20 protein-coding genes are annotated in these 22,545 nt (G+C 71.8%); 12 read left to right on the top strand and 8 right to left on the bottom strand.

Annotated features, from left to right (window positions below; translation table 11 throughout):
• Position 1: 1 nt before the first annotated feature.
• The 4 genes from BU198_RS32685 to moaA all read left to right on the top strand — a co-directional run bounded on the left by BU198_RS32685 (position 2) and on the right by moaA (position 4,380).
• On the top strand, positions 2-1,045 hold the full coding sequence (locus BU198_RS32685) for a zinc-dependent alcohol dehydrogenase family protein (protein ID WP_188300463.1): 1,044 nt from the start codon (positions 2-4) through the stop codon (positions 1,043-1,045).
• A 308-nt stretch (positions 1,046-1,353) separates the two neighbouring features.
• Positions 1,354-1,710: a DUF485 domain-containing protein gene (locus tag BU198_RS32690; protein WP_188300464.1), complete on the top strand. Its 357-nt coding sequence runs from the start codon at positions 1,354-1,356 to the stop codon at positions 1,708-1,710.
• Positions 1,707-3,314, top strand: a complete 1,608-nt coding sequence (locus BU198_RS32695) for a cation acetate symporter (protein WP_188300465.1) — start codon at positions 1,707-1,709, stop codon at positions 3,312-3,314. The genes BU198_RS32690 and BU198_RS32695 overlap by 4 nt, the downstream gene beginning before the upstream one ends.
• Positions 3,315-3,390: 76 nt before the next feature.
• Complete coding sequence (gene moaA / locus BU198_RS32700; RefSeq protein ID WP_317620419.1) at positions 3,391-4,380, top strand: GTP 3',8-cyclase MoaA; 990 nt, start codon at positions 3,391-3,393, stop codon at positions 4,378-4,380.
• Positions 4,381-4,396: 16 nt separating this feature from the next.
• Here moaA and BU198_RS32705 read toward each other — a convergent pair whose 3' ends face one another.
• The 6 genes from BU198_RS32705 to BU198_RS32730 form a co-directional block, all read right to left on the bottom strand.
• Entirely contained in the window at positions 4,397-4,636 is a 240-nt protein-coding gene (locus tag BU198_RS32705) for a hypothetical protein (protein WP_188300466.1), read from the bottom strand.
• 262 nt (positions 4,637-4,898) lie between these two features.
• Entirely contained in the window at positions 4,899-5,291 is a 393-nt protein-coding gene (locus tag BU198_RS32710) for a DUF3099 domain-containing protein (protein ID WP_188300467.1), read from the bottom strand.
• Positions 5,292-5,479: 188 nt separating this feature from the next.
• Positions 5,480-6,028 carry an RNA 2'-phosphotransferase gene (locus tag BU198_RS32715; protein WP_188300491.1) on the bottom strand — a complete coding sequence of 183 codons (549 nt, stop codon included), beginning with the start codon at positions 6,026-6,028 and terminating at the stop codon, positions 5,480-5,482.
• Positions 6,029-6,060: 32 nt separating this feature from the next.
• Positions 6,061-7,458, bottom strand: coding sequence for a metallopeptidase TldD-related protein (locus BU198_RS32720; protein ID WP_188300468.1), 1,398 nt, complete (start codon positions 7,456-7,458; stop codon positions 6,061-6,063).
• Positions 7,458-9,020 carry a TldD/PmbA family protein gene (locus tag BU198_RS32725; RefSeq protein ID WP_411293261.1) on the bottom strand — a complete coding sequence of 521 codons (1,563 nt, stop codon included), beginning with the start codon at positions 9,018-9,020 and terminating at the stop codon, positions 7,458-7,460. The genes BU198_RS32720 and BU198_RS32725 overlap by 1 nt, the downstream gene beginning before the upstream one ends.
• Before the next feature lie 251 nt (positions 9,021-9,271).
• Positions 9,272-10,435, bottom strand: a complete 1,164-nt coding sequence (locus tag BU198_RS32730; protein ID WP_317620420.1) for an MBL fold metallo-hydrolase — start codon at positions 10,433-10,435, stop codon at positions 9,272-9,274.
• Between the two features lie 294 nt (positions 10,436-10,729).
• Between BU198_RS32730 and fabG the strand changes: the two genes are divergently transcribed.
• Together fabG and fabI are read left to right on the top strand one after the other, a co-directional pair.
• Positions 10,730-11,449: a 3-oxoacyl-[acyl-carrier-protein] reductase gene (gene fabG, locus BU198_RS32735; protein WP_188300470.1), complete on the top strand. Its 720-nt coding sequence runs from the start codon at positions 10,730-10,732 to the stop codon at positions 11,447-11,449.
• 2 nt (positions 11,450-11,451) lie between these two features.
• Complete coding sequence (gene fabI / locus BU198_RS32740) at positions 11,452-12,219, top strand: enoyl-ACP reductase FabI (RefSeq protein WP_188300471.1); 768 nt, start codon at positions 11,452-11,454, stop codon at positions 12,217-12,219.
• Between the two features lie 199 nt (positions 12,220-12,418).
• Here fabI and BU198_RS32745 read toward each other — a convergent pair whose 3' ends face one another.
• Positions 12,419-13,108 (bottom strand): FadR/GntR family transcriptional regulator, encoded by a 690-nt coding sequence (locus tag BU198_RS32745; RefSeq protein WP_188300472.1) that lies wholly within the window; start codon positions 13,106-13,108, stop codon positions 12,419-12,421.
• A 124-nt stretch (positions 13,109-13,232) separates the two neighbouring features.
• On the opposite strand from BU198_RS32745, the gene BU198_RS32750 reads away from it, so the two are divergent.
• From BU198_RS32750 to BU198_RS32755, 3 genes are all read left to right on the top strand, one after another.
• Positions 13,233-14,522, top strand: a complete 1,290-nt coding sequence (locus tag BU198_RS32750; RefSeq protein WP_188300473.1) for a CynX/NimT family MFS transporter — start codon at positions 13,233-13,235, stop codon at positions 14,520-14,522.
• Between the two features lie 135 nt (positions 14,523-14,657).
• Positions 14,658-14,780: an SGM_5486 family transporter-associated protein gene (locus BU198_RS43550; protein ID WP_262987086.1), complete on the top strand. Its 123-nt coding sequence runs from the start codon at positions 14,658-14,660 to the stop codon at positions 14,778-14,780.
• 123 nt (positions 14,781-14,903) lie between these two features.
• The gene (locus BU198_RS32755; protein ID WP_188300474.1) at positions 14,904-15,431 is read left to right on the top strand and encodes a SixA phosphatase family protein; all 528 of its coding nucleotides are present in this window, start codon (positions 14,904-14,906) and stop codon (positions 15,429-15,431) included.
• A gap of 142 nt (positions 15,432-15,573) precedes the next feature.
• On the opposite strand, the gene serB is transcribed toward BU198_RS32755, so the two are convergent.
• Positions 15,574-16,830 carry a phosphoserine phosphatase SerB gene (gene serB, locus BU198_RS32760; RefSeq protein WP_188300475.1) on the bottom strand — a complete coding sequence of 419 codons (1,257 nt, stop codon included), beginning with the start codon at positions 16,828-16,830 and terminating at the stop codon, positions 15,574-15,576.
• A 223-nt stretch (positions 16,831-17,053) separates the two neighbouring features.
• Here serB and BU198_RS32765 point away from each other — a divergent pair, with 223 nt between their 5' ends.
• The 3 genes from BU198_RS32765 to BU198_RS32775 all read left to right on the top strand — a co-directional run bounded on the left by BU198_RS32765 (position 17,054) and on the right by BU198_RS32775 (position 21,680).
• Complete coding sequence (locus BU198_RS32765) at positions 17,054-19,657, top strand: FHA domain-containing protein (protein ID WP_317620421.1); 2,604 nt, start codon at positions 17,054-17,056, stop codon at positions 19,655-19,657.
• 276 nt (positions 19,658-19,933) lie between these two features.
• On the top strand, positions 19,934-21,031 hold the full coding sequence (locus BU198_RS32770; RefSeq protein ID WP_223245282.1) for a GAF domain-containing sensor histidine kinase: 1,098 nt from the start codon (positions 19,934-19,936) through the stop codon (positions 21,029-21,031).
• Positions 21,024-21,680: a response regulator gene (locus BU198_RS32775; protein ID WP_188300478.1), complete on the top strand. Its 657-nt coding sequence runs from the start codon at positions 21,024-21,026 to the stop codon at positions 21,678-21,680. Before BU198_RS32770 ends, BU198_RS32775 begins: the two co-directional genes overlap by 8 nt.
• The last annotated feature ends 865 nt before the right edge of the window (positions 21,681-22,545 follow it).

The following is a 22,545-nucleotide window of genomic DNA, read 5'->3' on the forward strand; positions in this document are numbered from 1 at the left end:
CATGCGTGCCACCGTGATCCACGGCCCCAACGACATCCGGATCGAAGAGGTGCCGGACCCGGTGGTCCAGCAGCCGACGGACGTGGTGCTCCGGGTGGTGAACGCCTGTATCTGCGGCAGCGACCTGTGGGCCTACCGCGGGGTGGCGCAGCGGGTGGCCGGGCAGCGGATCGGGCACGAGTTCCTGGGCGTGGTCGAGGAGGCCGGCGCCGAGGTGCGCGGCTTCGCCAAGGGCGACCTGGTGGTGGCGCCGTTCGTCTGGTCGGACGGGTCGTGTGACTTCTGTCTCGAAGGCCTCCAGACCTCCTGCCCGCACGGCGGGTTCTGGGGGCAAGTCGGTTCGGACGGCGGCCAGGGCGAGGCGGTGCGGGTGCCGTTCGCGGACGGCACGCTGGTGAAGCTGCCGAAGGAGGCGGCGTGTGACGAGAAGCTGCTGACCGGGCTGCTGGCGCTGTCCGACGTGATGGCGACCGGGCACCACGCGGCGGTCTCGGCGCGGGTGCGCCCGGGTGCGACGGTCGCGGTGGTCGGCGACGGCGCGGTGGGCCTGTGCGGCGTGCTGGCCGCGCACCGGCTGGGCGCGGGCCGGATCATCGCGCTGGGCCGGCACACGGCCCGCACCGAGCTGGCCCGCCGTTTCGGTGCGACGGACGTGGTGGCGGAGCGCGGCGAGGCCGCCGTCGAGGCGGTGAAGGAGCTGACCGGCGGCCAGGGCGCGCACGCGGTGCTGGAGGCGGTCGGCACCGAGGAGTCCATGCGGACGGCCATCTCGATCGCCAGGGACGGCGGTGCGGTGGGCTACGTCGGGGTGCCGCACGGCGGCAGCGCGGGCGTCGACATCGGTCAGATGTTCGGCCGGAACGTTTCGCTGAACGGCGGCGTCGCCCCGGCCCGCGCGTACATCCCCGAGCTGCTCCCGGACGTGCTCTCGGGTGCCATCGAGCCGGGTCTGGTCTTCGACCGCACCGTCGATCTGGACGGAGTTCCGGACGGTTACCGCGCGATGGACGACCGCTCGGCGCTGAAGGTGCGCATCGCGTTCTGAGACGTCGGTCTCCCGCACCGGCCCGTGCCGCCCCGTTCGGGGTGCGGCACGGGCCGGTGCCGTTCTTCCGGGGGTGTGCGGACGGCGGCCCGGATCCGGTCGATGGGCGGTGCGGGCACTGGGATGGACTGCTTTTCGGCCAATCGGATGGTGCGAGGGGGTGAACGGTCGACTGATCGCGGTCAACCCCTTCCGGGGCGGGCAGGACGCTCCTAGCATTGCGCGGCGCACACCAGACATGTGACGCCCCTCACGTTCGATCGTCCCCCCCCGTGTGACACATACGCCGAAGGAGTGAGGAGACCCGCGTGGATTCGCCGCCGAGCACCACCGCCGCCACGGACGTCCAACTCATCGATGACAGCGAGGAGTTCCGTACCCTGCGGCGCTCGTTCCGGAGCTTCGCCTTCCCGGTCACCATCGGTTTCGTGCTCTGGTACCTGCTCTACGTCCTGCTCTCCTGCTACGCCCCCGGACTGATGCGGACCAAGGTCATCGGGCACGTCAACGTGGCCCTGGTGCTCGGGCTGCTGCAGTTCGCGACCACCTTCGCCATCGCCGCCTGGTACGCCCGCTACGCGGACCGGCGGATCGACCCGTCCGCCACGGCGATCCGCGAGGCGCACGGCGCCGTCGTCCACGCCCCCCGGGAGTCCGCCGAATGAGCCTGCTCGCCAGCTCCGCCACCGAGCACCGCGGCCTGACGATGGCCCTGTTCGGCGTCTTCGTCCTGGCCACCCTCGGCATCACCGTCTGGGCCGGGCGGCAGACCAAGAGTGCCTCCGACTTCTACGCCGGCGGGCGCGGCTTCACCGGCTTCCAGAACGGCCTGGCCATCTCCGGTGACTACATGTCCGCCGCCTCCTTCCTCGGCATCGCCGGGACCATCGCGCTCAGCGGCTACGACGGCTTCCTCTACTCGATCGGCTTCCTGGTCGCCTGGCTGGTCGCGCTGCTGCTGATCGCCGAACCACTGCGCAACTCCGGCCGCTTCACGATGGCGGACGTGCTCGCCTTCCGGATGCGCCAGCGCCCGGTGCGCACCGCGGCGGGCGTCTCCACCATCGTGGTGTCGATCTTCTACCTGCTCGCCCAGATGGTCGGCGCCGGCACCCTGGTGGCGCTGCTGCTGGGGGCCGAGGGGAACGCCGCCAAGCGCTGGACCATCGTCGGGGTCGGCCTGCTGATGATCGTCTATGTGGTGATAGGTGGAATGAAGGGCACCACCTGGGTGCAGATCGTCAAGGCCGTCCTGCTGATCGCCGGCGCCGCCCTGATGACCGTCCTGGTGCTGGCCAAGTACCACTTCAACCCCTCCGAACTGCTCGGCGCGGCGGCCAGCGCGAGCGGCAAGGGTGAGGCCTTCCTCCAACCGGGCCAGAAGTACGGAAGCAGCACCGCCAAGCTCGACTTCATCAGCCTCGGCATCGCACTGGTGCTGGGCACCGCGGGACTGCCGCACATCCTGGTCCGCTTCTACACCGTGCCCACCGCCAAGGCGGCCCGGAAGTCGGTGCTCTGGGCGATCGGCATCATCGGCGTCTTCTACCTGATGACCCTGGCGCTCGGCTTCGGCGCGACCGCGCTGGTCGGCCCCAAGGCGATCAAGGGCGCGAACGCGGCGGGCAACACGGCGGCCCCGCAGCTGGCCGAGGCGCTCGGCGGAGGTGCCGGGACCACCGGCGGCGCCATCCTGCTCGCGGTGATCTCGGCGGTCGCCTTCGCCACCATCCTGGCCGTGGTCGCCGGCCTCACCCTGGCCTCCTCGGCTTCCTTCGCGCACGACCTCTATGCCAACGTGATCCGGCGCGGCAAGGCCTCCGAGAAGGAGGAGGTGCGGTCGGCGAAGTGGGCCGCGTTCGCGATCGGGGCGGTGGCGATCGTGCTCAGCCTCTTCGCGGACAAACTCAACACCGCGGCCCTGGTCGCCCTGGCCTTCGCGGTCGCCGCCTCGGCGAACCTGCCCACCCTGCTCTACTCACTCTTCTGGAAGCGCTTCACCACCGTCGGCGCGGTCAGCTCGGTCTACGCCGGACTGGTCACCTCGGTGACGCTGGTGGTCTTCTCCCCGGTGGTCTCCGGCGCGAAGACCTCGCTCTTCCCGCACTCCGACTTCCACTGGTTCCCTTTGGAGAACCCCGGCCTGGTCTCCATCCCGGTCGGCTTCCTGGCCGGCTGGCTCGGCACGCTGCTGTCCAGGGAACGCCCCGATCCGGCGAAGTACGCTGAACTGGAGGTCCGCTCGCTGACCGGGCTGGGCGCCCACTGATCGACCCACGATGACTATGCTGGCCCGGCCCGCCATGACGGTGGTCGGGCCGGCCGCATCTCGGGGAAGGACCCACGTGCTGCTCGACACCTTCGGACGACAGGCCGTCGACCTCCGGGTCTCCCTCACGGACCGGTGCAATCTGCGCTGCACCTACTGCATGCCGGAGGAGGGCCTGCAGTGGCTGGCCAAGCCCGACCTGCTGACCGACGAGGAGATCGTCCGGCTGGTCACCGTCGCCGTGCGCGACCTGGGCGTGCGCGAGGTCCGCTTCACCGGCGGTGAGCCGATGCTGCGCCCGGGACTGGTCGCGATCGTCGCCGCCTGTTCCGAGCTGGAGCCGCGCCCCGAGCTCTCGCTGACCACCAACGGCATCGGGCTGGCCCGTACCGCGACCGCGCTGCGCGAGGCCGGGCTGGACCGGGTCAACGTCTCGCTGGACACCCTCGACGCCGAGGTGTTCCACACGCTCACCCGTCGCCGTCGCCACCAGGACGTGCTGGACGGGCTGGCCGCCGCCGAGGCCGCCGGGCTGGCGCCGGTGAAGCTGAACGCGGTGCTGATGCGCGGGGTCAACGACCACGAGGCGGCCGACCTGCTGGCGTGGTGCCTGGAGCACGGCTACGAGCTGCGCTTCATCGAGCAGATGCCGCTGGACGCCCAGCACGGCTGGGACCGCTCGTCGATGGTCACCGCGGCGGAGATCCTGGAACTGCTGCGGGCCCGCTTCGCGCTCACCCCGGAGCCGTCCGCGCGCCGGGGCGCGGCACCCGCCGAGCGCTGGGTGGTGGACGGCGGCCCGGGCCGGGTGGGCGTGATCGCCTCGGTCACCCGCCCGTTCTGCCGGGCCTGCGACCGCACCCGGCTGACCGCCGACGGCCAGGTGCGCAACTGCCTGTTCGCGACCGGCGAGACCGACCTGCGCACCGCGCTGCGCTCGGGTGCGGACGACGCCGAGCTGGCCGCGCTGTGGCGGGCGGCGATGTGGGGCAAGAAGGCCGGGGCCGGGATCGACGACCCGGAGTTCCTGCAGCCCGAGCGTCCGATGTCCGCGATCGGCGGTTAGACGGGCTCCTCGGTGGTCAGGCCGGCTCCCCGGTCGCCCCGGCGGCTTCGGGGGTCCAGTCGGCGAAGGCGACGACCTCCTTGAGGAAGCCGCGCACTCCGAGGAACTGGGACAGGTGCTCGCGGTGTTCGTCGCAGGCGAGCCAGGTCTTGCGGCGGTCGGGGGTGTGCAGCTTGGGGTTGTTCCACACCAGCACCCAGCCGGCCTCCGCCCGGCAGCCCTTGGCGGAGCAGATCGGCGTCTGCGGGGTGTCCATCGGGCCGTCCTCCACGATTGGCGGGTCTCTGCACCGCCAGTCTGCCACGCTCGCTCGGGCCGAAATGATCCGGGCATGGCGACGCCGGGCAGCCACGGGGGGAGCCGCCCGGCGTCGGTCCGTCGCTCCGACGGGGGATGCGGAGCGCGTACGCAGTATGTCACGCGAAGACCCTCGGATGGGGAGGTCTTGCATGATTAATCTGAGCTTCTTTTGAGCTTTCGTCGAGCCGGGCAGGGGCGAACCGACCTGAAAAGGACGGTCAGTTCACGTCCTGTGAAGGATCGGTGGCAGCGGCCTTTGCCTCTGCTGTACCAGCCGTCGCAGCGGCCCCACCTCTCCCACCCGTGCCACCGGGGCCGAGCATCAGCGGAGTGTCGAGCGGAATGTCGAAGGTGCTCGGCAGCCCCGGTGCCCGCTCCCGGCCGGCGTTGGCGATCAGCACCGCGAAGTACGGCAGCAGCACGGCACCCGCCAGCGCGGCGAACGCCAGCACCCGCTGGACGTCCCAGAGCACCACCGCGAGCAGCACGCAGACCGTACGGGCCAGCATCGAGATGACGTAGCGGCGCTGACGTCCCCGGACGTCCTCGGTGAGGCTGCTGCGCGCTCCCGTGATCCGGAAGACCTGCCCGTCGTCGGCGCTCTTGCCCATTGTCCTACCGCCCTCGTCGCGCACCCGCGCGCCTGGCCGCGCGGCCTCCTCACGGTACGCCCGGACACGGGCGGCGACGAGACCGGGTGGGCCGGGCGCACCCGGTCGGGTACGAGAAGGGCCTGCCCGGCGGAGCGGACAGGCCCTTCGGCGGCGAATGGCGAACGGTGGTGCGATGCTGCGGCGGACTACGAGCGGCGCGAGAGGTACTGCGGGGGCACGGCGTCGGTGAGCCAGACGCCGTTCTCGCTGAGCCGGAACTCGTGGCCGGTCGCCGTCATCGCCGCCGCGTTCACGGTCAGCACCACCGGACGGCCGTGCCTGGCGCCGACCCCGGTCGCCGTCTCGGTGTCCGCCGAGAGGTGGACGTCCTGGCGGGCCATCGGGCGCAGGCCCTCGCGGAAGATCGCCGCCAGGTGACGGTCCGCGGTGCCGTGGTAGAGCACCGGCGGCGGTACGGCGGCGGCCAGACCGAGGTCGACCGTCACCGTGTGGCCCTGGTTGGCGCGGATCGAGAGACCGTCCGGCGAGTAGCCGAAGCGGCGCTTGTTGTTGGTCGCCACGACGTGGTCCAGCTCGGCCCGGGTGAGCGGCCTGCCTCGTGCGGCGATTGCGGCGAGCAGTTCGTCGACCCTGACCCAGCCGGCCTCGTCCAGCGTGACCCCCACCAGCCCGGGCTCGTGCCGCAGGATGCGCGACAGCATCTTGCTCGATCTGACCAGGCGCTTCTCGTCCATCATGTCTCTCGTATCCCCCCGATGGTCAGTGGCTAAGAGGCCTGGCTGACCGAACTCATGTTGAAGTCCGTGACACGCACGGGTGGCATCGCGGTGCGGGTGAACCAGTCGTTCCACTCGCGGGGCAGGCAGCGCTCGGTGCGGCCCACCTCGGTGATCCGGTTCAGCAGGTCCACCGGGGACTCGTTGAACCGGAAGTTGTTGACCTCGCCGACGACCTCGCCGTTCTCCACCAGGTAGACGCCGTCCCGGGTGAGGCCGGTGAGCAGCAGCGTCGCCGGGTCCACCTCGCGGATGTACCAGAGGCAGGTGAGCAGCAGACCGCGCTCGGTGCGGGCGACCATCTCGTCCAGGGTCGGCGCCGACTCCTGGTCGGCCGTCTCCAGCACGAGGTTGTCGATCGCCGGGCGCAGCGGCAGGCCGGTGAGGCCGGCCGTGTGGCGGCTGGTGATCAGGTCGTTCAGCACGCCCTCGCGGATCCACTCGGTGGCGGCGACCGGCCGGCCGTTGTCGAAGACCGAGCAGTCCCCGCCGGTGGAGTGGGTGAGCACGAACGGCGCGGCCTCCAGGCCGGGCTCGTGCGGGTCGGAACGCAGCGTCAGCGGCAGGCCGCCGAGCTTGTCGCCGAGCCGGGTGCCGCCGCCGGGCTTGGCGAAGACCGTCCGTCCCTCCTGGGCGTCCCGGCCGCCGGAGGACCAGTTGAGGACGATCATCAGGTCGGCGACGGCCGATGGCGGCAGCAGCGCCTCGTACCGTCCGGCCGGCAGGTCCACCTTGCGGGCGCCCCAGCCGAGCCGCTTGGTCAGCTCGGTGTGCAGGGCGGCGACGTCGATGTCGGCGAAGTCCCTGGTCGCGGCGCCCACCCAGGCCGAGCCGGACAGGTCGGCGGTCTTGGCGTTGATCTCGACCGTGCCGGTGGGCTGGTCGTGGCGCAGCCGCAGGCCGGTGGAGCTGCCCAGGTAGCTGGAGGTCACCTCGTGCCTGGCGAAGCCGTACAGCAGCTCGCCCTGCGCGGCGGCACGGGCGAAGGCCTCGCCGAGGGCCGGGCCGAAGGCGTCGAACACCTCGACGGAGGTCAGCGCGGGCGGCTCGGTGAAGCCCGGGGAGGCGGGGCGGTCGGCGATCAGCGGCTGGGCGTCCTCGGCCGGGCCGGCCGCGCGGGCGGCCTCCTCGGCGGCCCGCACCAGGTCCTCCACCTCCTCCGCGGTGACGGCCTCGCGGGAGACCACGCCGGCGGCGGTGCCCTCGGCGCCGGCCACGGTGGCGATCACGGTGAGGCGGCGGCCGCGGGTGACGCCGTTGGTGGTCAGCGCGTTGCCCGCCCAGCGCAGGTTGGCGGTGGACTCCTCGTCGGCGATCACCACGCAGCCGTCGGCGCGGGAGAGGCCGAGCGCCAGCTCGACGAGTTCGTGGGGCTGCATCGCGGTCATCAGTGACCCGCCTCCTGCTGGGTGTTGAGCACGTTGACGTTGCGGAACAGCGCCGACGGGCAGCCGTGGCTGACCGCCGCGATCTGGCCGGGCTGCGCCTTGCCGCAGTTGAAGGCGCCGCCGAGCAGGTAGGTCTGCGGGCCGCCGACGGCCGCCATCGAGCCCCAGAAGTCGGTGGTGGTGGCCTGGTAGGCGAAGTCCTTGACCTGCCCGGCGAGTTCGCCGTCCTTGATGGCGTAGGCGCGCTGGCCGGTGAACTGGAAGTTGTAGCGCTGCATGTCGATCGACCAGGAGCGGTCGCCGACGATGTAGAGGCCGTTCTCGACTTGGGTGAACAGGCCCTCGGTGTCCGGGCCGTCGGCGGCGGGCCGGAGCGAGACGTTGGCCATCCGCTGCACCGGGACGTGCGCGGGGGAGTCCGCGAAGGCGCAGCCGTTGGAGCGCTCGAAGCCCTTCAGCCCGGCCATGCCGCGGTCGAGCTGGTAGCCGACCAGGACGCCGTCCTTGACCAGGTCCCAGGACTGGGTGGCCACGCCCTCGTCGTCGTAGCCGATGGTGGACAGGCCGTGCTCGGCGGTGCGGTCGCCGGTGACGTGCATCAGCTCGGAGCCGTACCGGAGCGAGCCGAGCCGGTCGAAGGTGGCGAAGGAGGTGCCGGCGTAGGCGGCCTCGTAGCCGAGCGCGCGGTCCAGCTCGGTGGCGTGGCCGATCGACTCGTGGATGGTCAGCCAGAGGTTCGTCGGGTCGATGACCAGGTCGTAGCGGCCCGCCTCGACGCTCGGGGCCTTCATCTTCTCGGCCAGCAGGACGGGCAGTTCGGCGAGCTCGGCGTCCCAGTCCCAGCCGGTGCCGGTGAGGTACTCGTATCCGCGGCCGGCCGGCGGGGCCAGGGTCTGCATCGAGTCGAAGGCGCCGGTGCGCTCGTCGACCGAGGTGGCCTCCAGGTCGGAGTGGACCCGGATCCGCTGCTGGGTGGTCACGGTGCCCGCGGTGTCCGCGTAGAACTTGTTCTCCTGGACGGTCCGCAGCGCCGCCTGGACGTGCGAGACGCCGTCGGCTGCCAGCAGCCGCGAACTGCGCTCGGCGAGCAGCGTGGTCTTCTCGGCGTCCGGCACCTCGAAGGGGTTGACCTCGTACGCGGAGACCCAGGTGACGTCCCGGTACACGGGCTCGTCGGCCAGTTCGACCCGCTCGGTGGAACCGGCCGCCCGGCTGATCCCGCCGGAGAGCCGGGCCACCGCGACGGCCTGCTCGGCGACCCGGGCCGCCGCGGCGGGGGTGAGGTCCACGCCGGCGGCGAAGCCCCAGGCGCCGTCCAGCACCACCCGGACGGCGAAACCGAGCTGCACGCTGTCGGAGGTGCCGGCCGGACGCGCGTCGCGCAGCCGCCAAGAGGCGCTGCGGATCCGCTCCAGGCGGAAGTCGGCGTGGCTCGCGCCCAGTTCGCGGGCCCGGGTCAGAGCGGCGTCGGCGAGGGAGCGCAGCGGCAGGGCGAGGAACAGCGGGTCGACGGCGCGCCCGTGCGGGGCGCCGGAGCGATCGGCCGGAGGGATCGGAGGCAATCGGGCTCCCAGGTCGCGGAGGGTGGCGGTGCGGCGCCACAGGGGCGCCCGCATCGCATCATTTCCCGTCCAGCGGGTTTCCGGCCAGCGCATTTCGACCGGTGCGCTGCGGTTTCGGCCAGTACGGTCCGTTTACGGAGCTCGTTGTCCCGGCGGTCCCCGGTGCGCCGTCGGTCGCGGCTGTGCCGACGGACCCCGCTGCCGCCCCGCTGCCTCGGGGCGCAGGTGAGTGGGCGAGCCGGTGCGGGCCGTCAGCCGACGGTCTCCCACCAGCCGTCCGGCTCCGGCGGGTTGTCGACGTCCACCCGCTCGCCGGGGCGCGGCACGGTCAGCGGGACGGCCTGCTCCTTGGCCGCCTTGACGAGCCGCTCGATCGGCTCGGCCCACGGGTGCAGGCCCAGGTTGAAGGTGCACCAGTGGACGGGCACCAGCAGGCCGGCCGACAGGTCCCGGTGGGCGAGGACGGCGTCCTCGGGGGTCATGTGGATGTCCGCCCAGGCCGCGTCGTAGGCGCCGATCTGGACCAGCGCGGCGTCGAACGGCCCGTGCTGCTCGCCGATCCGGGCGTAGCCCTCGAAGTACCCGGAGTCGCCGGTGTAGAAGACCCTGCGGCTCGGACCGGCGACCACCCAGGAGCCCCACAGGGTGGTGTTGCGGGTCAGGCCGCGGCCGGAGAAGTGGTGCGCCGCGGTCAGGGTGAGCACCAGGTCGCCCAGGGTGCAGGTCTCGTCCCAGTCCAGCTCGATGATCCGGTGCTCGGGGACGCCCCAGCGGCGCAGGTGGGCGCCGATGCCGAGCGGCACCGCGAAGGGCGCGGACTGGCTGCGCACCAGGCGCTTGACCGTCGCCATGTCCAGGTGGTCGTAGTGGTCGTGCGAGATCAGCACCGCGTCGACCTGCGGCAGCTCCTCCAGTTCCACCGGCACCGGGTGCAGCCGCTTGGGGCCGACGAGCGCGGCGGGGGAGCAGCGGTCGCTCCAGATCGGGTCGAGCAGCACCCGGAAGCCCTCGATCTCCACCAGCGCCGAGGCGTGCCCGTACCAGGTGACCTCCACACCCTCGGCGGCCGGCCCGGGCGGGGTGGCGGGGCGGACCGTCGGCACCGGGTGGGCGGGGACGCGGCCCTCGCGCTCGAAGAGCATCCGGCGGGCGGTGGCGCCGTCGAAGCCCGGGGCGCCGGCGGTGCGGGCGAGCGTGGAGGGCGCGTTGTGGAAGACGCCGTCGCGGTACTGCGGGGAGTTGCGGACCCGCTCCTCGCGCTCGCCGTCCGGCCGCCGGCCGAACGCCGCCGGCAGGTCGCGCAGGGCCCAGGCGGTCGCGCCCAGGCCGGCCGCCAGGGCGGTGAGGGCCAGCAGTCGTCCGCGTCGGTGGGTGCTCCCGGGCCGTGCCATGGTCATCCGCTCTGCCTTCGTCACTCGCCGGGATGGTCGGGGATCGGCACGGCCCGTCCCGGGGCGGCCCGCACCACGGGGGCAACGGGTGCGCCCGCCCGTGTTGTTCCCGTACAGTCGCTCGGATCCGGGCGGCGCCCGGGCCTGGGCGATGTCCGCGGCCGGGACGGCTGGGGCGGGCACGGATTGTCGGATTGCGACAGATCCTTCGGGGTGGCGCTGTGGGAGCCCGATGCGCCGCCGCCGCCGACCGCCCGATAGCGTCACACTGCGTACGCATTCTGACGTACGTGTTCACACACGGAGAGAGGTGGATCGTTGAGCCGCTCGGTTCTCGTCACCGGAGGAAACCGGGGCATCGGCCTCGCGATCGCCCAGGCCTTCGCCGAAGCGGGCGACAAGGTGGCCATCACCAGCCGCTCGGGTGAGGTGCCCGAGGCGCTGGCCAAGTACGACGTCCTCGCGGTGCGCTGCGACATCACGGACGCCGGGCAGGTCGACGCCGCCTTCACCGAGATCGAGCAGAAGCACGGCGCGGTCGAGGTGCTGGTCGCCAACGCGGGCATCACCCACGACACCCTGCTGCTGCGCATGTCCGAGGAGGACTTCACCTCCGTCCTGGACACCAACCTGACCGGTACCTTCCGGGTGGTCAAGCGCGCGTCCAAGCTGATGATGCGTGCCAAGAAGGGCCGTGTCGTGCTGATCTCGTCCGTGGTGGGCCTGTCCGGCTCCCCGGGCCAGGCCAACTACGCCGCCTCCAAGGCCGGCCTGGTGGGCTTCGCCCGGTCGCTGGCGCGCGAACTCGGCCCGCGCAACATCACCGTCAACGTGGTCGCGCCCGGCTTCGTCGACACCGACATGACCGCCGTGCTCAGCGACGAGCGCCGCGCGGAGATCGTCTCGGGCGTGCCGCTGGGCCGCTACGCGGCGCCCGCCGAGGTCGCGTCCACCGTGCGGTTCCTCGGGTCGGACGAGGCCGCGTACATCACCGGAGCCGTCATTCCCGTCGACGGCGGATTGGGCATGGGTCACTGATCATGAGTGGAATCCTCGAAGGCAAGCGGATCCTGATCACCGGCGTGCTGATGGAGTCCTCCATCGCGTTCCACACCGCCAAGCTCGCGCAGGAGCAGGGCGCGGAGATCATCCTCACCGCCTTCCCGCGCCCGAGCCTGACCGAGCGGATCGCCAGGAAGCTGCCGCACCCGGTCAAGGTGCTGGAGCTGGACGTCTCCAACCCCGAGCAGCTGGCCGGCATCGCCGACCAGGTCCGCGAGCACCTGCCGACCCTGGACGGCATCGTCCACTCGATCGGCTTCGCGCCGCAGGACGCGCTGGGCGGCAACTTCCTGGACACCCCGTGGGAGTCCGTGGCCACCGCGATGCACGTCTCGGCGTACTCGCTGAAGTCGCTGACCACGGCGCTGCTGCCGCTGATGCAGGACGGCGGTTCGGTGGTCGGCCTGACCTTCGACGCGCAGTTCGCCTGGCCGCAGTACGACTGGATGGGCCCGGCCAAGGCCGCCCTGGAGTCGACCAACCGCTACCTGGCGCGCTACCTGGGCGAGCGGAACATCCGCTGCAACCTGGTCTCGGCCGGTCCGATCGGCTCGATGGCCGCCAAGTCCATCCCGGGCTTCGGCGACCTGGCGGACACCTGGAACCAGCGCTCCCCGCTGAAGTGGGACCTGAGCGACCCGGAGCCGGCCGGCCGCGGCATCGTCGCGCTGCTGTCGGACTGGTTCCCGAAGACCACCGGTGAGATCGTCCACGTCGACGGCGGTCTGCACGCCATCGGCGCCTGACACCCCGCCCGTACTGCCGGCCGTACGCCGCTGCCCGGCGCCCCTTCACGGGGTGCCGGGCAGCGGCGTTTACGTCGGTGCGCTCTCGGGACGAGGGCCGGTGAGGTCTGGGGCGTCGGCGTGCGCGTGGGTGAGGGCCCGGGCGAGGGTGTGGGTTGGCGCGTGGGTCTCGTCGCCGGGCCGGGTGCCGGTGCGCGGGTCAGACCTTGGCGGTGCCGCTCTCGGTAGTGCCGCAGGCCCCGATGGCGCGGCCGGCCTCGACCGAGGCGCGCTGGGCGTCGCCGGCCCGAATGGCCTCCAGGATGCTCTGATGGCCGATGTAGCGCTCGGCGATCAGCTCGGGGCCGACGTCGTGCCGCAGGTGCTCGCGGGTGACCTCGCCGAGGTCGGCGTAGACGGCGAGCAGGACGTCGTTGTGGGCGGCGGACACCACGGCGTGGTGGAAGGCGGCGTCGGCCTGGACGAAGTCCTCGGCGCCACCGGAGTGCCAGGCGGCCTCCCGGCGGGCCATCGCGCCGTCCAGCAGCTCCAGGTCACGTGCGGTGCGGCGGTGGGCGGCCAGGCCGGCAGCGGAGGTCTCCAGGGCCGCCCGCAGCTCGGCCACCTGTGCCTGGTCGGCGTCCGCGAAGCGGCGGTGCATCACTCCGGCCAGCTCACTGGTGGCCAGCACGTACGTGCCGGAGCCCTGTCTGATGTCGAGCAGGCCGTTGTGGGCGAGGGCGCGGACGGCCTCGCGAACGGTGTTGCGGGCGACGCCGAGCTGCTCGACCAGGGCGGCCTCGGTGGGGATGCGCGAGCCGACCGGCCACTCACCGGAAGTGATCTGGGCACGCAGTTGTGCGATCACCTGGTCGGACAGCGGGGTGCGCCTCGGCGAGGACAGCGCCACGGGTACTCCTTGCGACTACGGCTCGGGTGGGGCCTGGGTGGGAGGTGGCCGGTGGATGAACGGTCGGCACATCATGCCAATTCCAAGGTGCATCAATTCATCCCATCATTCTATGATGCTCCTCATGCCCGCAGCAGACACCACCGCTTCCAACCGGACCGAGAGCCGGCCGCCGACCACCGAGCGGCCCGCCGCCTCCGGCTCCGTCAAGTACCTGGGCTGGCTGTTCGCCGTCGCGATCGCCGCCGCCGCCTTCAACCTGCGCCCCGTGGTCACCAGCCTCGGGCCGCTGCTCGACCAGGTCCGCGACGACCTCGGGATGAACCCGACGCTCGCCGGACTGCTCACCGCCGTCCCGTCGCTGTGCTTCGCGCTGTTCGGCTTCGCCGCCCCGGCCGCGGCACGCCGGCTCGGCCCGATCGCCGTGGTCACGGCCGGGATGGGCGCGATCACCGCGGGCGTGCTGGCCCGCTCCTTCGCCGGCGGCACCGCCGTCTTCCTGCTGCTGACCGCGCTCGCACTGGCCGGTGTCGCGGTCTCCAACGTGCTGCTCCCGGTCGTGATCAAGCGGTACTTCCCGGAGAAGGTCGGTCCGATGATCGGCCTGTACTCCATGGCCCTGTCCGCCGGCACCGCGTTGGCCGCCGCCGTCACCGTGCCGCTGACCAACGCGTTCGGCGGCGACTGGCGCTACGGCCTGGGCATCTGGGCGGGGATCGGCGCGCTCGCGCTGGTGCTCTGGCTGCCGGTGCTGATCGCCAAGCGCGAGCGCGGCGGGCGGGAGGCCGACGGCGCCGTCCCGGCCAAGCTGCCGATCACCCGCAGCCGTACGGCCTGGGCGATGGCCTGCTTCTTCGGCCTCCAGGCCACCGGTGCGTACGTGGTGATGGGCTGGCTGCCGAAGATCTTCCAGGACTCCGGCATCGACAAGGGCACCTCCGGGGTGCTGCTCGCGGTCACCATGGCGATCGGCGTTCCGGTCTCCTACGTCCTGCCCAACCTCGCCGCCCGTCGCGGCGACCAGCGGCTGTTCGTGGTCGTGCTGGCCTTCTGCGGCATCGCCGGATACGCCGGGCTGGCGCTCGCCCCGGCCGGTGCTCCGTGGGTCTGGGCGGTCCTGGTGGGCCTGTCCAACTGCGCCTTCCCGCTGGTTCTGACGATGATCGGACTGCGTGCCCGGACGGCCGGCGGCGTCGCCCAGCTGTCCGCCTTCGCCCAGGGCGTCGGCTACCTGATCTCCATCCCCGGCCCGATCCTGATCGGCCGGATCTACGAGGTCACCGGCCAGTGGCACTGGCCGCTGGGCTTCCTGGCGCTGCTGCTGGTGCCGCAGATGCTGTTCGGTCTGCGCGCGGCGCTCGCCCGGCACATCGAGGACGAGGCGGTCCACCAGGCGGAGCAGGCCAAGGTGTGACACCCGACGGGGCGGGGGAGAGCGACTGGCCGGGCCCGGTGGTGCGGGCCGAGGCCTGACGCGGAAGGTCAAGCCCCGGCCAAGGCGGTGGGGTCGGCGGACGACGGGCGTGTTCGGGATGGAAGAATCCCGGACATGCCCGTTCTCGATCCCGATCCCACCGACGGCCGCAAGCAGCTCGGCCGCATCGCCCTCGCCTTCGCCGCCATCGCGGTGCTGGTGGCGGTCATCGCCTCCGTCGCCACGGCAATGGGCTGACCGCGGTCCGTACGCGGCACGACGCCCCGGTGGGCGGGGTGTGACGGCACTCGTCGTCCCTCGGAGTGGCGGCACCCGGGAGCGTCGCGCCGCCGGGCCGCTTTTCTGCCAAGCTTGCTGGGTATGAGCGCCGAAACGCCCCGCAGGATCATCGTTCTCCGCCATGCCAAGGCCGACTGGCCGGACGGCGTCGACGACCACGAGCGGCCGCTGGCCGACCGGGGCCGCCACCAGGCCCAGGACGCCGGCCGTTGGCTGGCGGACTCCGGCATCAACCCCGACTACGTGCTCTGCTCCACCGCGCTGCGCACCCGCGAGACCTGGAAGACGGCGGCGCACGAGCTGACCAAGCGGGCCCGCAAGACGGTGTACGAGGAGCGGGTCTACGAGGCCAGCCCCGGCGAGATCATCGCCGTGCTCCAGGAGACCCCGGAGGAGCACGCGGACGTGGTGCTGGTCGGGCACAACCCGGGAGTGCTGGGCCTCACCCAAGTGCTGGCCGGCGACGCGGGGGACCCGGACGCGCTGGAGCGGCTGCGGCTCGGGGGCTTCCCGACGGCGGGGATCGCGGTGCTCAGTTTCGACGGCTCCTGGAAGGGCGTCGAGCCGGGGGTGGCCGAGCTGGTCTCGTACCACACGCCGCAGGACTGACCCCGGAACGTGCACGAACGCGAGGGGCGCGCGGTTGGATCCGCGCGCCCCTCGTGTGCGTCCACAGGCCCTCTTCCGGCGGGCCTCACTCCGTCGGCCGGGGCGGGGGACGGCCCCGCTCGGCCGGAGAGCGGGTGGGGCTCTACTCGGTCGGGGTGCCGTGCAGCGCGTCGGCCGCCTCGACCTCCTCGCGGGTGATGCCCAGCAGGTACAGCACGGTGTCCAGGAACGGCACGTTCACCGCGGTGTCGGCGGCCTCACGCACCACCGGCTTGGCGTTGAACGCCACACCGAGCCCGGCCGCGTTCAGCATGTCCAGGTCGTTGGCGCCGTCGCCGATCGCCACCGTCTGCTCCAGCGGCACCTTCGCCTGCTCGGCGAAGCGGGCCAGCCAGCGGGCCTTGCCCGCCCGGTCCACGATCTCGCCGACCACCCGGCCGGTGAACCTGCCGTCCACCACCTCCAGCGTGTTCGCGGCGGCGAAGTCTAGTCCCAACTGCTCCACCAGGTGGTCGGTGACCTGGGTGAAACCGCCGGACACCACCGCGACCTGGTAGCCGAGGCGCTGGAGCGTACGGATCAGGGTGCGCGCGCCCGGAGTGAACCGGACCTCGGCGCGGACCTTCTCGGTCACCGAGGCGTCCAGCCCGGCCAGCAGCGCCACCCGGGCCCGCAGCGACTCGGCGAAGTCCAGCTCGCCGCGCATCGCCGCCGCGGTCACCTCGGCGACCTCCTCCTCGCAGCCCGCGTGGGCGGCGAACAGCTCGATCACCTCGTCCTGGATGAGCGTGGAGTCGACGTCCATGACCACCAGGCGCTTGGCCCGGCGCTCCAGCCCGGCGGCGACCACCGCGACGTCCACCCGCTGGGTGGCCGCCTCCTGGGCCAGCGCGGCCCGGAGCTCGTCGGTGGCCACACCGGAGACGGCCAGCTCGACCGCCGTCACTGGGTACTTGGCGAGCCGGAAGACACGGTCGATGTTGCCGCCCGAGGCGGTGATCCGGGAGGTGAGCGCGGAGACGGCGGCGGCGGTCAGCGGGTTGCCGAGCACCGTGACGTGCGAACGGCCCTCGCGGCGCGGCCGGTTGTCACCGATGCCGGAGAGGATCTCGGCCTGGAGCTTCTGCTCGTCGGCCCAGCGGTGGACGGTGGCCCGCAGCCCACCCTCGGCGCCGGGTGCGGGGGGCGGGGTGACCAGGGCACACAGCGTGATGCGGCCACGGGTGACGACCTGCTCGATGTCGATGACGTCGACGCCGAAGCCGGCCAGCGTCGCGAAGAGGCCGGCGGTGATGCCGGGGCGGTCCTTGCCGAACACCTTGACGAGCAGGGTGCGCTCGTCCGCGGTCCGGTGCTGGGCGGTGGGAAGGGGCTCAGCGGCCAGGGGCGATGCGTTCATGGTGCCTCCCACGCTACCGGGCGCCCGATGGGCCGGGAGCACCCGTCCCACCTCGCGGGACGCCGCGGGACCGCGGCGGGTAGCAGCCTGGTCACAGTCACCCGGGGTGACTTTCATCGCCGGTCGGCGGGCTGGAATGATTCCCCCCGTCAGTCAGAGGAACATCGCAGCCCCGGCCGGGGGCCACAATTCGGGGGAACCGAGAGAGCGGGGCAGGCGAGCAGTGCCGCAACTCGTCATTGAGATCAACGGACAGCAGCGGACTCTGGAGCCCGGGCGGTCCTACACCATCGGGCGCAACCCGCAGTCGGACTTCCCGTTCGACGACGCCAGGGTCTCCTGGCACCACGGGACCATGAGCTTCAACGGCAGCGGTTGGCAGCTGGACGACCACGGCAGCACCAACGGAACGTACGTGGCCGGCGCCCGCACCATGCAGGCCCAGCTGTTCCCCGGTGCCGTGGTCAACCTCGGCAACCCGGAGAACGGCCCCCGGCTCGGCTTCTCCGCACCCGCGCACGCCGCCGCGGCGCCGGCCACCCCGATGCACGAGGCCGCCACCAGCCGCGGTCCGGTGCCGACGCCCCAGCCGCCCGCCCAGCAGCAGGGCTGGCCGCAGCACGACCCGTACCAGCAGCCGCAGCAGCAGGCCTGGCCGGGGCAGCCTCAGGCCCAGCAGCCGTTCCCGCAGCAGCAGTACGCGCCGCCGCAGGCCCAGCCGGCCCCGCCGCAGCAGCCCCAGCACGGCGGTTTCCCGCAGCAGGGCTTCCCGGCCCCGCCGCAGCAGGACGGCGGCGGTGGCCCGCAGCCGACCATCATCCGCAACCTGACGTCGGCCATGCGCACCGTCCGGATCGGTCGTGCGCTGGACAACGACATCGTGGTGTCCGACCTCCAGGTCTCCCGTCACCACGCCGAGCTGCGTCAGCTCCCGGACGGCCGCTACGAGATCATCGACCTCGGCAGCCACAACGGCATCTTCCTCAACGGCCAGCGGGTGCAGCGTCAGCTGATGGGCCCGCAGGACCGGCTGACCGTCGGCCACTCCGGCTTCGTCCTGGTCGGCGACCAGCTCCAGGAGTTCGTCGACACCGGCGCGGTCTCCTTCTCCGCCCGCCACCTGACCGTCGAGGTCGAGCACAAGGGCGGCAAGAAGGTCCTGCTCAACGACGTCAGCTTCGGCGTCCCGGAGAAGTCCCTGGTCGCGGTCATCGGCCCGTCCGGCTCCGGCAAGTCCACGCTGCTGCGCGCCCTCACCGGCTACCGCCCGGCCGACCGCGGCGAGGTGCTGTACGACGGCCGCAACCTCTACAAGCAGTTCGCCGAGCTCCGCTCGCGCATCGGCCTGGTGCCGCAGTCCGAGATCCTGCACCGCGAACTCACCGTGCGCAACGGCCTCAAGTACGCGGCCCGGCTGCGCTTCCCCGGCGACACCGAGCCGCGCGAGCGCGAGGCCCGGATCGACGAGGTGCTGTACGAGCTGCGCCTGGACAAGCGGGCCGACAACAAGATCACCGCGCTCTCCGGCGGCCAGCAGAAGCGCGTCTCGGTTGCCCTGGAGCTGCTCACCAAGCCTTCGCTGATCTTCCTGGACGAGCCCACCTCGGGCCTCGACCCGGGCATGGACCGCGAGGTCATGCAGATGCTGCGCGGCCTCGCCGACGACGGCCGCACCATCCTGGTCGTCACCCACTCGGTGGCCGAGCTCGCGCTCTGCGACCGGCTGCTGGTGATGGCGCCGGGCGGTTCGGTGGCCTATTTCGGCCCGCCGGACGAGGCGCTGCACTTCTTCGGGTACGAGACCTGGGCGGACATCTTCCAGGCCTTCGAGAACTACCCGGACCACGACTGGGCCGGCCGCTACCGCGGCTCCGTGCACTACCAGCAGTACTCCGCGCCCGTCGCGGAGGCGGGCGAGGTGCAGCACGTCCAGGTCGCCCAGGAGGCCGTCAAACCGCCGAAGCCGCAGAGCTGGGGCTCGCAGCTGTGGACGCTGATGCGCCGCTACATGTCGGTGCTCGCCTCGGACCGCGGTTTCCTCGCGCTGTCCGTACTGCTGCCGGCCGTCATCGGCGCGGTCAGTGTGCTGGTACCGAACGAGGCGGGTCTCGCGGCCAACCCGAAGACACAGCTCCACCTCAACAGCGGGGCCGCCACGATCATCATGATCCTCGCGATCGGCGCCTGCTTCTCCGGAGCGGCCAACTCGGTCCGAGAACTGATCAAGGAACGGGCGATCTACGAGCGAGAACGAGCCACCGGGCTCTCCCGCTCGGCGTACATGATGTCCAAGGTCATCGTGCTGGGATTCTTCAGCGTGATCCAGGGCGCCATCATCTCCGCCGTCGGCTTCCTGCCGCGCAAGCTGCCCGAGACCGGCCTGATCGTGAAGAACCTCCCGATCATCGAGATGACCATCGGCATGATCCTGCTCAGCTTCACCGCGATGATGTTCGGCCTGATGATCTCGGCCCTGGTGAAGACCGCCGAGAAGACCATGCCGCTGCTGGTCATGTTCGCCATCATCCAGGTCGTCTTCACCGGCTGCCTCTTCCAGATCTTCAGCAAGCCCGGACTGGAGCAGGGCGCCTGGCTGATGCCGGCCCGCTGGGGCACCGGCATCGTGGCCACCACGCTCGACCTGTCCAAGCTCATGGGCCCCTGGAACAAGGACTTCCAGAACCCCAACTACGACCCGCTCTGGGAGCACAGCGTCGCCCAGTGGGCGATCGACGCGGGTGTGCTGATCGTCATCTCGGTCATCATCGGCGTCATCGTGACCCGGCTCCAGCGCCGGCACGAGCCCGAGGTGATGCAGAAGGGCTGAGCCCTTCTCCGGCAGGCTGAGGGGCGGTTCTCCCATGGGGGAGAGCCGCCCCTCAACGTTCCCTCCAGTCGTGCGGCGATCCCGGGCGGGCCCTGCGGCCTAGGTCCCCGGACCCGGGCCCGGGACGGCCGCGGACGGACGCGGCGGTCGTCGGGGCGGCGGTAGTTTGGCGGTATGTCCAGCACCACCGGAGACCACCAGGACCACCCGGGTCCGCTTCCCGCCTGCGAATCCTGTCTGTCCGGGATCGAGGCCGTCAGCCAGGCGCTGCTCGCCATGAGCCGGCACCTGGAGGTCCGCGAGGTGCTGCGCCGCATCACCGCTTCGGCCCGGGGGCTGCTCGGAGCCGAATACGCGGCCCTGGGCGTGCCCGACGACCACGGGGGCTTCGCCCAGTTCGTGGTCGACGGCGTTACCGACGAGCAGTGGCGGGCGATCGGCCCACTGCCCCGGCAGCACGGTGTGCTCGCCGCGATGCTGCACGAGACCGGGCCCACCCGGCTCGTGGACGTCCGCAAAGCGCCCGCCTTCGAAGGGTGGCCCGCCGCCCACCCCGACATGGACGCCTTCCTGGGCATGCCGATCCTGGACACCGACGCGGCCGAGGACGAGCCGGAGGTGATGGGCGTCATCTTCCTCGCCAACAAGAGTGGCGGCGGCCTCTTCACCGATCACGACGAGGAACTGCTGCGGATCCTCGCCGCGCACGCGGCCCTTGCCCTGTCCAACGCACGGCTGTACGAGCGCAGCCGTGAGCTCACGCTGGCCGGTGAGCGTGCCCGGATCGCGCATGACCTGCACGATGCCGTCTCGCAGAAGCTCTTCTCGCTCCGGCTCACCGCCAAGGCCGCCGCCAAGCTCGTCGACCGGGACCCGGCCCGGGCCCGTGCCGAACTCGCCGAGGTCGCCCGGCTGGCCGCCGAGGCCGCTGACGAACTGCGTGCCGTAGTCGTGGAGCTGCGCCCTGCCGCTCTGGAGGAGGACGGGCTGAGCGCGACCCTGGCCTCCCAGGTGCAGGTCCTCGACCGGGCGCACGCCGCCGACGTCGCCTTCGCCGCCGTCGGCGTCCGGGCGCTGCCGCCGGCTCAGGAGGCCGCGTTGTTGAGAGTCGCCCAGGAGGCGTTGCACAACGCGCTGCGCCACTCCGGCGCCGGCCGGGTCTCCGTCACCCTGGCCGGGACGCCCGCGCGCGGTGCGGTGCTGCGGGTGCACGACGACGGGCGCGGCTTCGATCCGGAATCCGTTCGTCGAGCCGGCCGCCACCTCGGCCTGGCCTCGATGCGCGACCGCGCGGCCGCCGTCGGCGGCACGCTCACCCTTGAGTCGGCCCCCGGCCGGGGGACGCTCGTCGAGATGGAGGTCCCCGGTGCCTGAGAGCACACCGTCGATCCGTGTCCTGCTGGTCGACGACCATCAGGTGGTTCGGCGCGGGCTGCGTACCTTTCTGGAGGTCCAGGACGACATCGAGGTGGTCGGGGAGGCGGCCGATGGGGCGGAGGGCGTCGAGAGAGCCCGTGAACTCGACCCCGACGTCGTCCTGATGGATCTCAAGATGCCCAACGTAGACGGCATCGAGGCCCTGCGCACGCTCAAGGGGGAGGGCAGCAGGGCCCGGATCCTGATCGTCACCAGCTTCACCGAGCACCGCACGATGGTGCCCGCGCTGCGGGCCGGCGCGGCCGGTTACGTCTACAAGGACGTGGATCCGGAGGCGCTGGCCGGGGCGATCCGTTCAGTGCATGCCGGACACGTCCTGCTTCAGCCCGAACTGGCCGAAGCCCTGCTTTCCGATGATGGCCCACGCCTTTCCCAGGGCCGCGGTGGCACCCTCACCGAGCGCGAGCGTGAGGTGCTCGGTCACATCGCCGATGGCCGGTCCAACCGGGAGATCGCCCGCAGCCTGCACCTGTCGGAGAAGACGGTGAAGACCCATGTGTCCAACATCCTCATGAAGTTGGACCTGGCCGACCGAACCCAGGCCGCTCTTTGGGCCGTTCGCCACGGCGAAACTCGCGACGAGTAGTGCGCCGGGGGCGCGGGGCGTCGATGCGGACGCCGTGCCGATCGGCAGGTTTTCGGCCAAGGCAGGCGTCAAACAGTGGCCCAGGGTATGTCGTTCGGCAGGGGTAGCCCGAATTCGGGCGATGTGTCGCCATTCAGCTGTGCCAGGCTGAGCGCAGACACCGATCCCGAGGGAGGGCCGGATGAACGCGATGCGAAGTGAGTGCGGGCCTGTCGTACTGGCCCACGAGCTTCAGTTGACATGCCTTCTGTTCGACGGTCCGTCGGGTTCCGAGTCTCGGTCAAGGCCGGTTGCCGGGGCCGGAGACGGAAGTCGAGGACGGGAGGAAGACTGCCCCTTGTCCGAGTGTCCGGAGACGAGCACCGGCGGTTGTACAGGCGTGGCTGTCGAACGCGCAGCGAGGCTGGTCCAGGACACTGTCCGAGACCGGGCGGCCTATGGACCGGAGTTGCTGAGGCGCCGGCTCCGGATGCGGAGATGGCAGTTCAACCTGGCGCGGGAACGTGAACTGATCCCGGAGCCGGACCTCGACAACGGCGCCTGGTCGGCGATGGTTGAGGCGCAGCTGAAGGTCCGTGCCGAGGAGATCGTCCTTGCGCTGGGCGTCGTGCCACCGGTGGGGGCGACCAAGGCGGCCACGGTCCTGGGGCACACCACCGGCCTGCTGGTGATCGCCGAAGACGTCAGGCGGCTTGCCGCCGCAGGGGATCTTCGCCCCTGCGGCGGATACCGAGGCTGGCCGACGTACAGCCGGGAGGCCTTGGCCGCCGTCTCGTATGCCGCAGTGGAGCAGGCAGTCACCGAACGCTTGCACAGGGCTGCGGCCACGGCACGGGCTGCGGCCGAGGCCCTGGAGCGGCGCCTC

The sequence above is a fragment of the Streptomyces sp. CBMA156 genome (assembly GCF_014596515.1).
GTDB lineage: Bacteria > Actinomycetota > Actinomycetes > Streptomycetales > Streptomycetaceae > Kitasatospora.

Excerpts from the sequence above, each read along its gene's own strand:
- BU198_RS32685 (WP_188300463.1), top strand. The coding sequence starts at position 2 with ATGCGTGCCACCGTGATCCACGGCCCCAACGACATCCGGATCGAAGAG.
- BU198_RS32695 (WP_188300465.1), top strand. The coding sequence starts at position 1,707 with ATGAGCCTGCTCGCCAGCTCCGCCACCGAGCACCGCGGCCTGACGATG.
- BU198_RS32705 (WP_188300466.1), bottom strand. The coding sequence starts at position 4,636 with ATGGACACCCCGCAGACGCCGATCTGCTCCGCCAAGGGCTGCCGGGCG.
- BU198_RS32710 (WP_188300467.1), bottom strand. The coding sequence starts at position 5,291 with ATGGGCAAGAGCGCCGACGACGGGCAGGTCTTCCGGATCACGGGAGCG.
- BU198_RS32715 (WP_188300491.1), bottom strand. The coding sequence starts at position 6,028 with ATGGACGAGAAGCGCCTGGTCAGATCGAGCAAGATGCTGTCGCGCATC.
- BU198_RS32720 (WP_188300468.1), bottom strand. The coding sequence starts at position 7,458 with ATGACCGCGATGCAGCCCCACGAACTCGTCGAGCTGGCGCTCGGCCTC.
- fabI (WP_188300471.1), top strand. The coding sequence starts at position 11,452 with ATGAGTGGAATCCTCGAAGGCAAGCGGATCCTGATCACCGGCGTGCTG.
- BU198_RS32750 (WP_188300473.1), top strand. The coding sequence starts at position 13,233 with ATGCCCGCAGCAGACACCACCGCTTCCAACCGGACCGAGAGCCGGCCG.
- BU198_RS43550 (WP_262987086.1), top strand. The coding sequence starts at position 14,658 with ATGCCCGTTCTCGATCCCGATCCCACCGACGGCCGCAAGCAGCTCGGC.
- BU198_RS32755 (WP_188300474.1), top strand. The coding sequence starts at position 14,904 with ATGAGCGCCGAAACGCCCCGCAGGATCATCGTTCTCCGCCATGCCAAG.
- serB (WP_188300475.1), bottom strand. The coding sequence starts at position 16,830 with ATGAACGCATCGCCCCTGGCCGCTGAGCCCCTTCCCACCGCCCAGCAC.
- BU198_RS32770 (WP_223245282.1), top strand. The coding sequence starts at position 19,934 with ATGAGCCGGCACCTGGAGGTCCGCGAGGTGCTGCGCCGCATCACCGCT.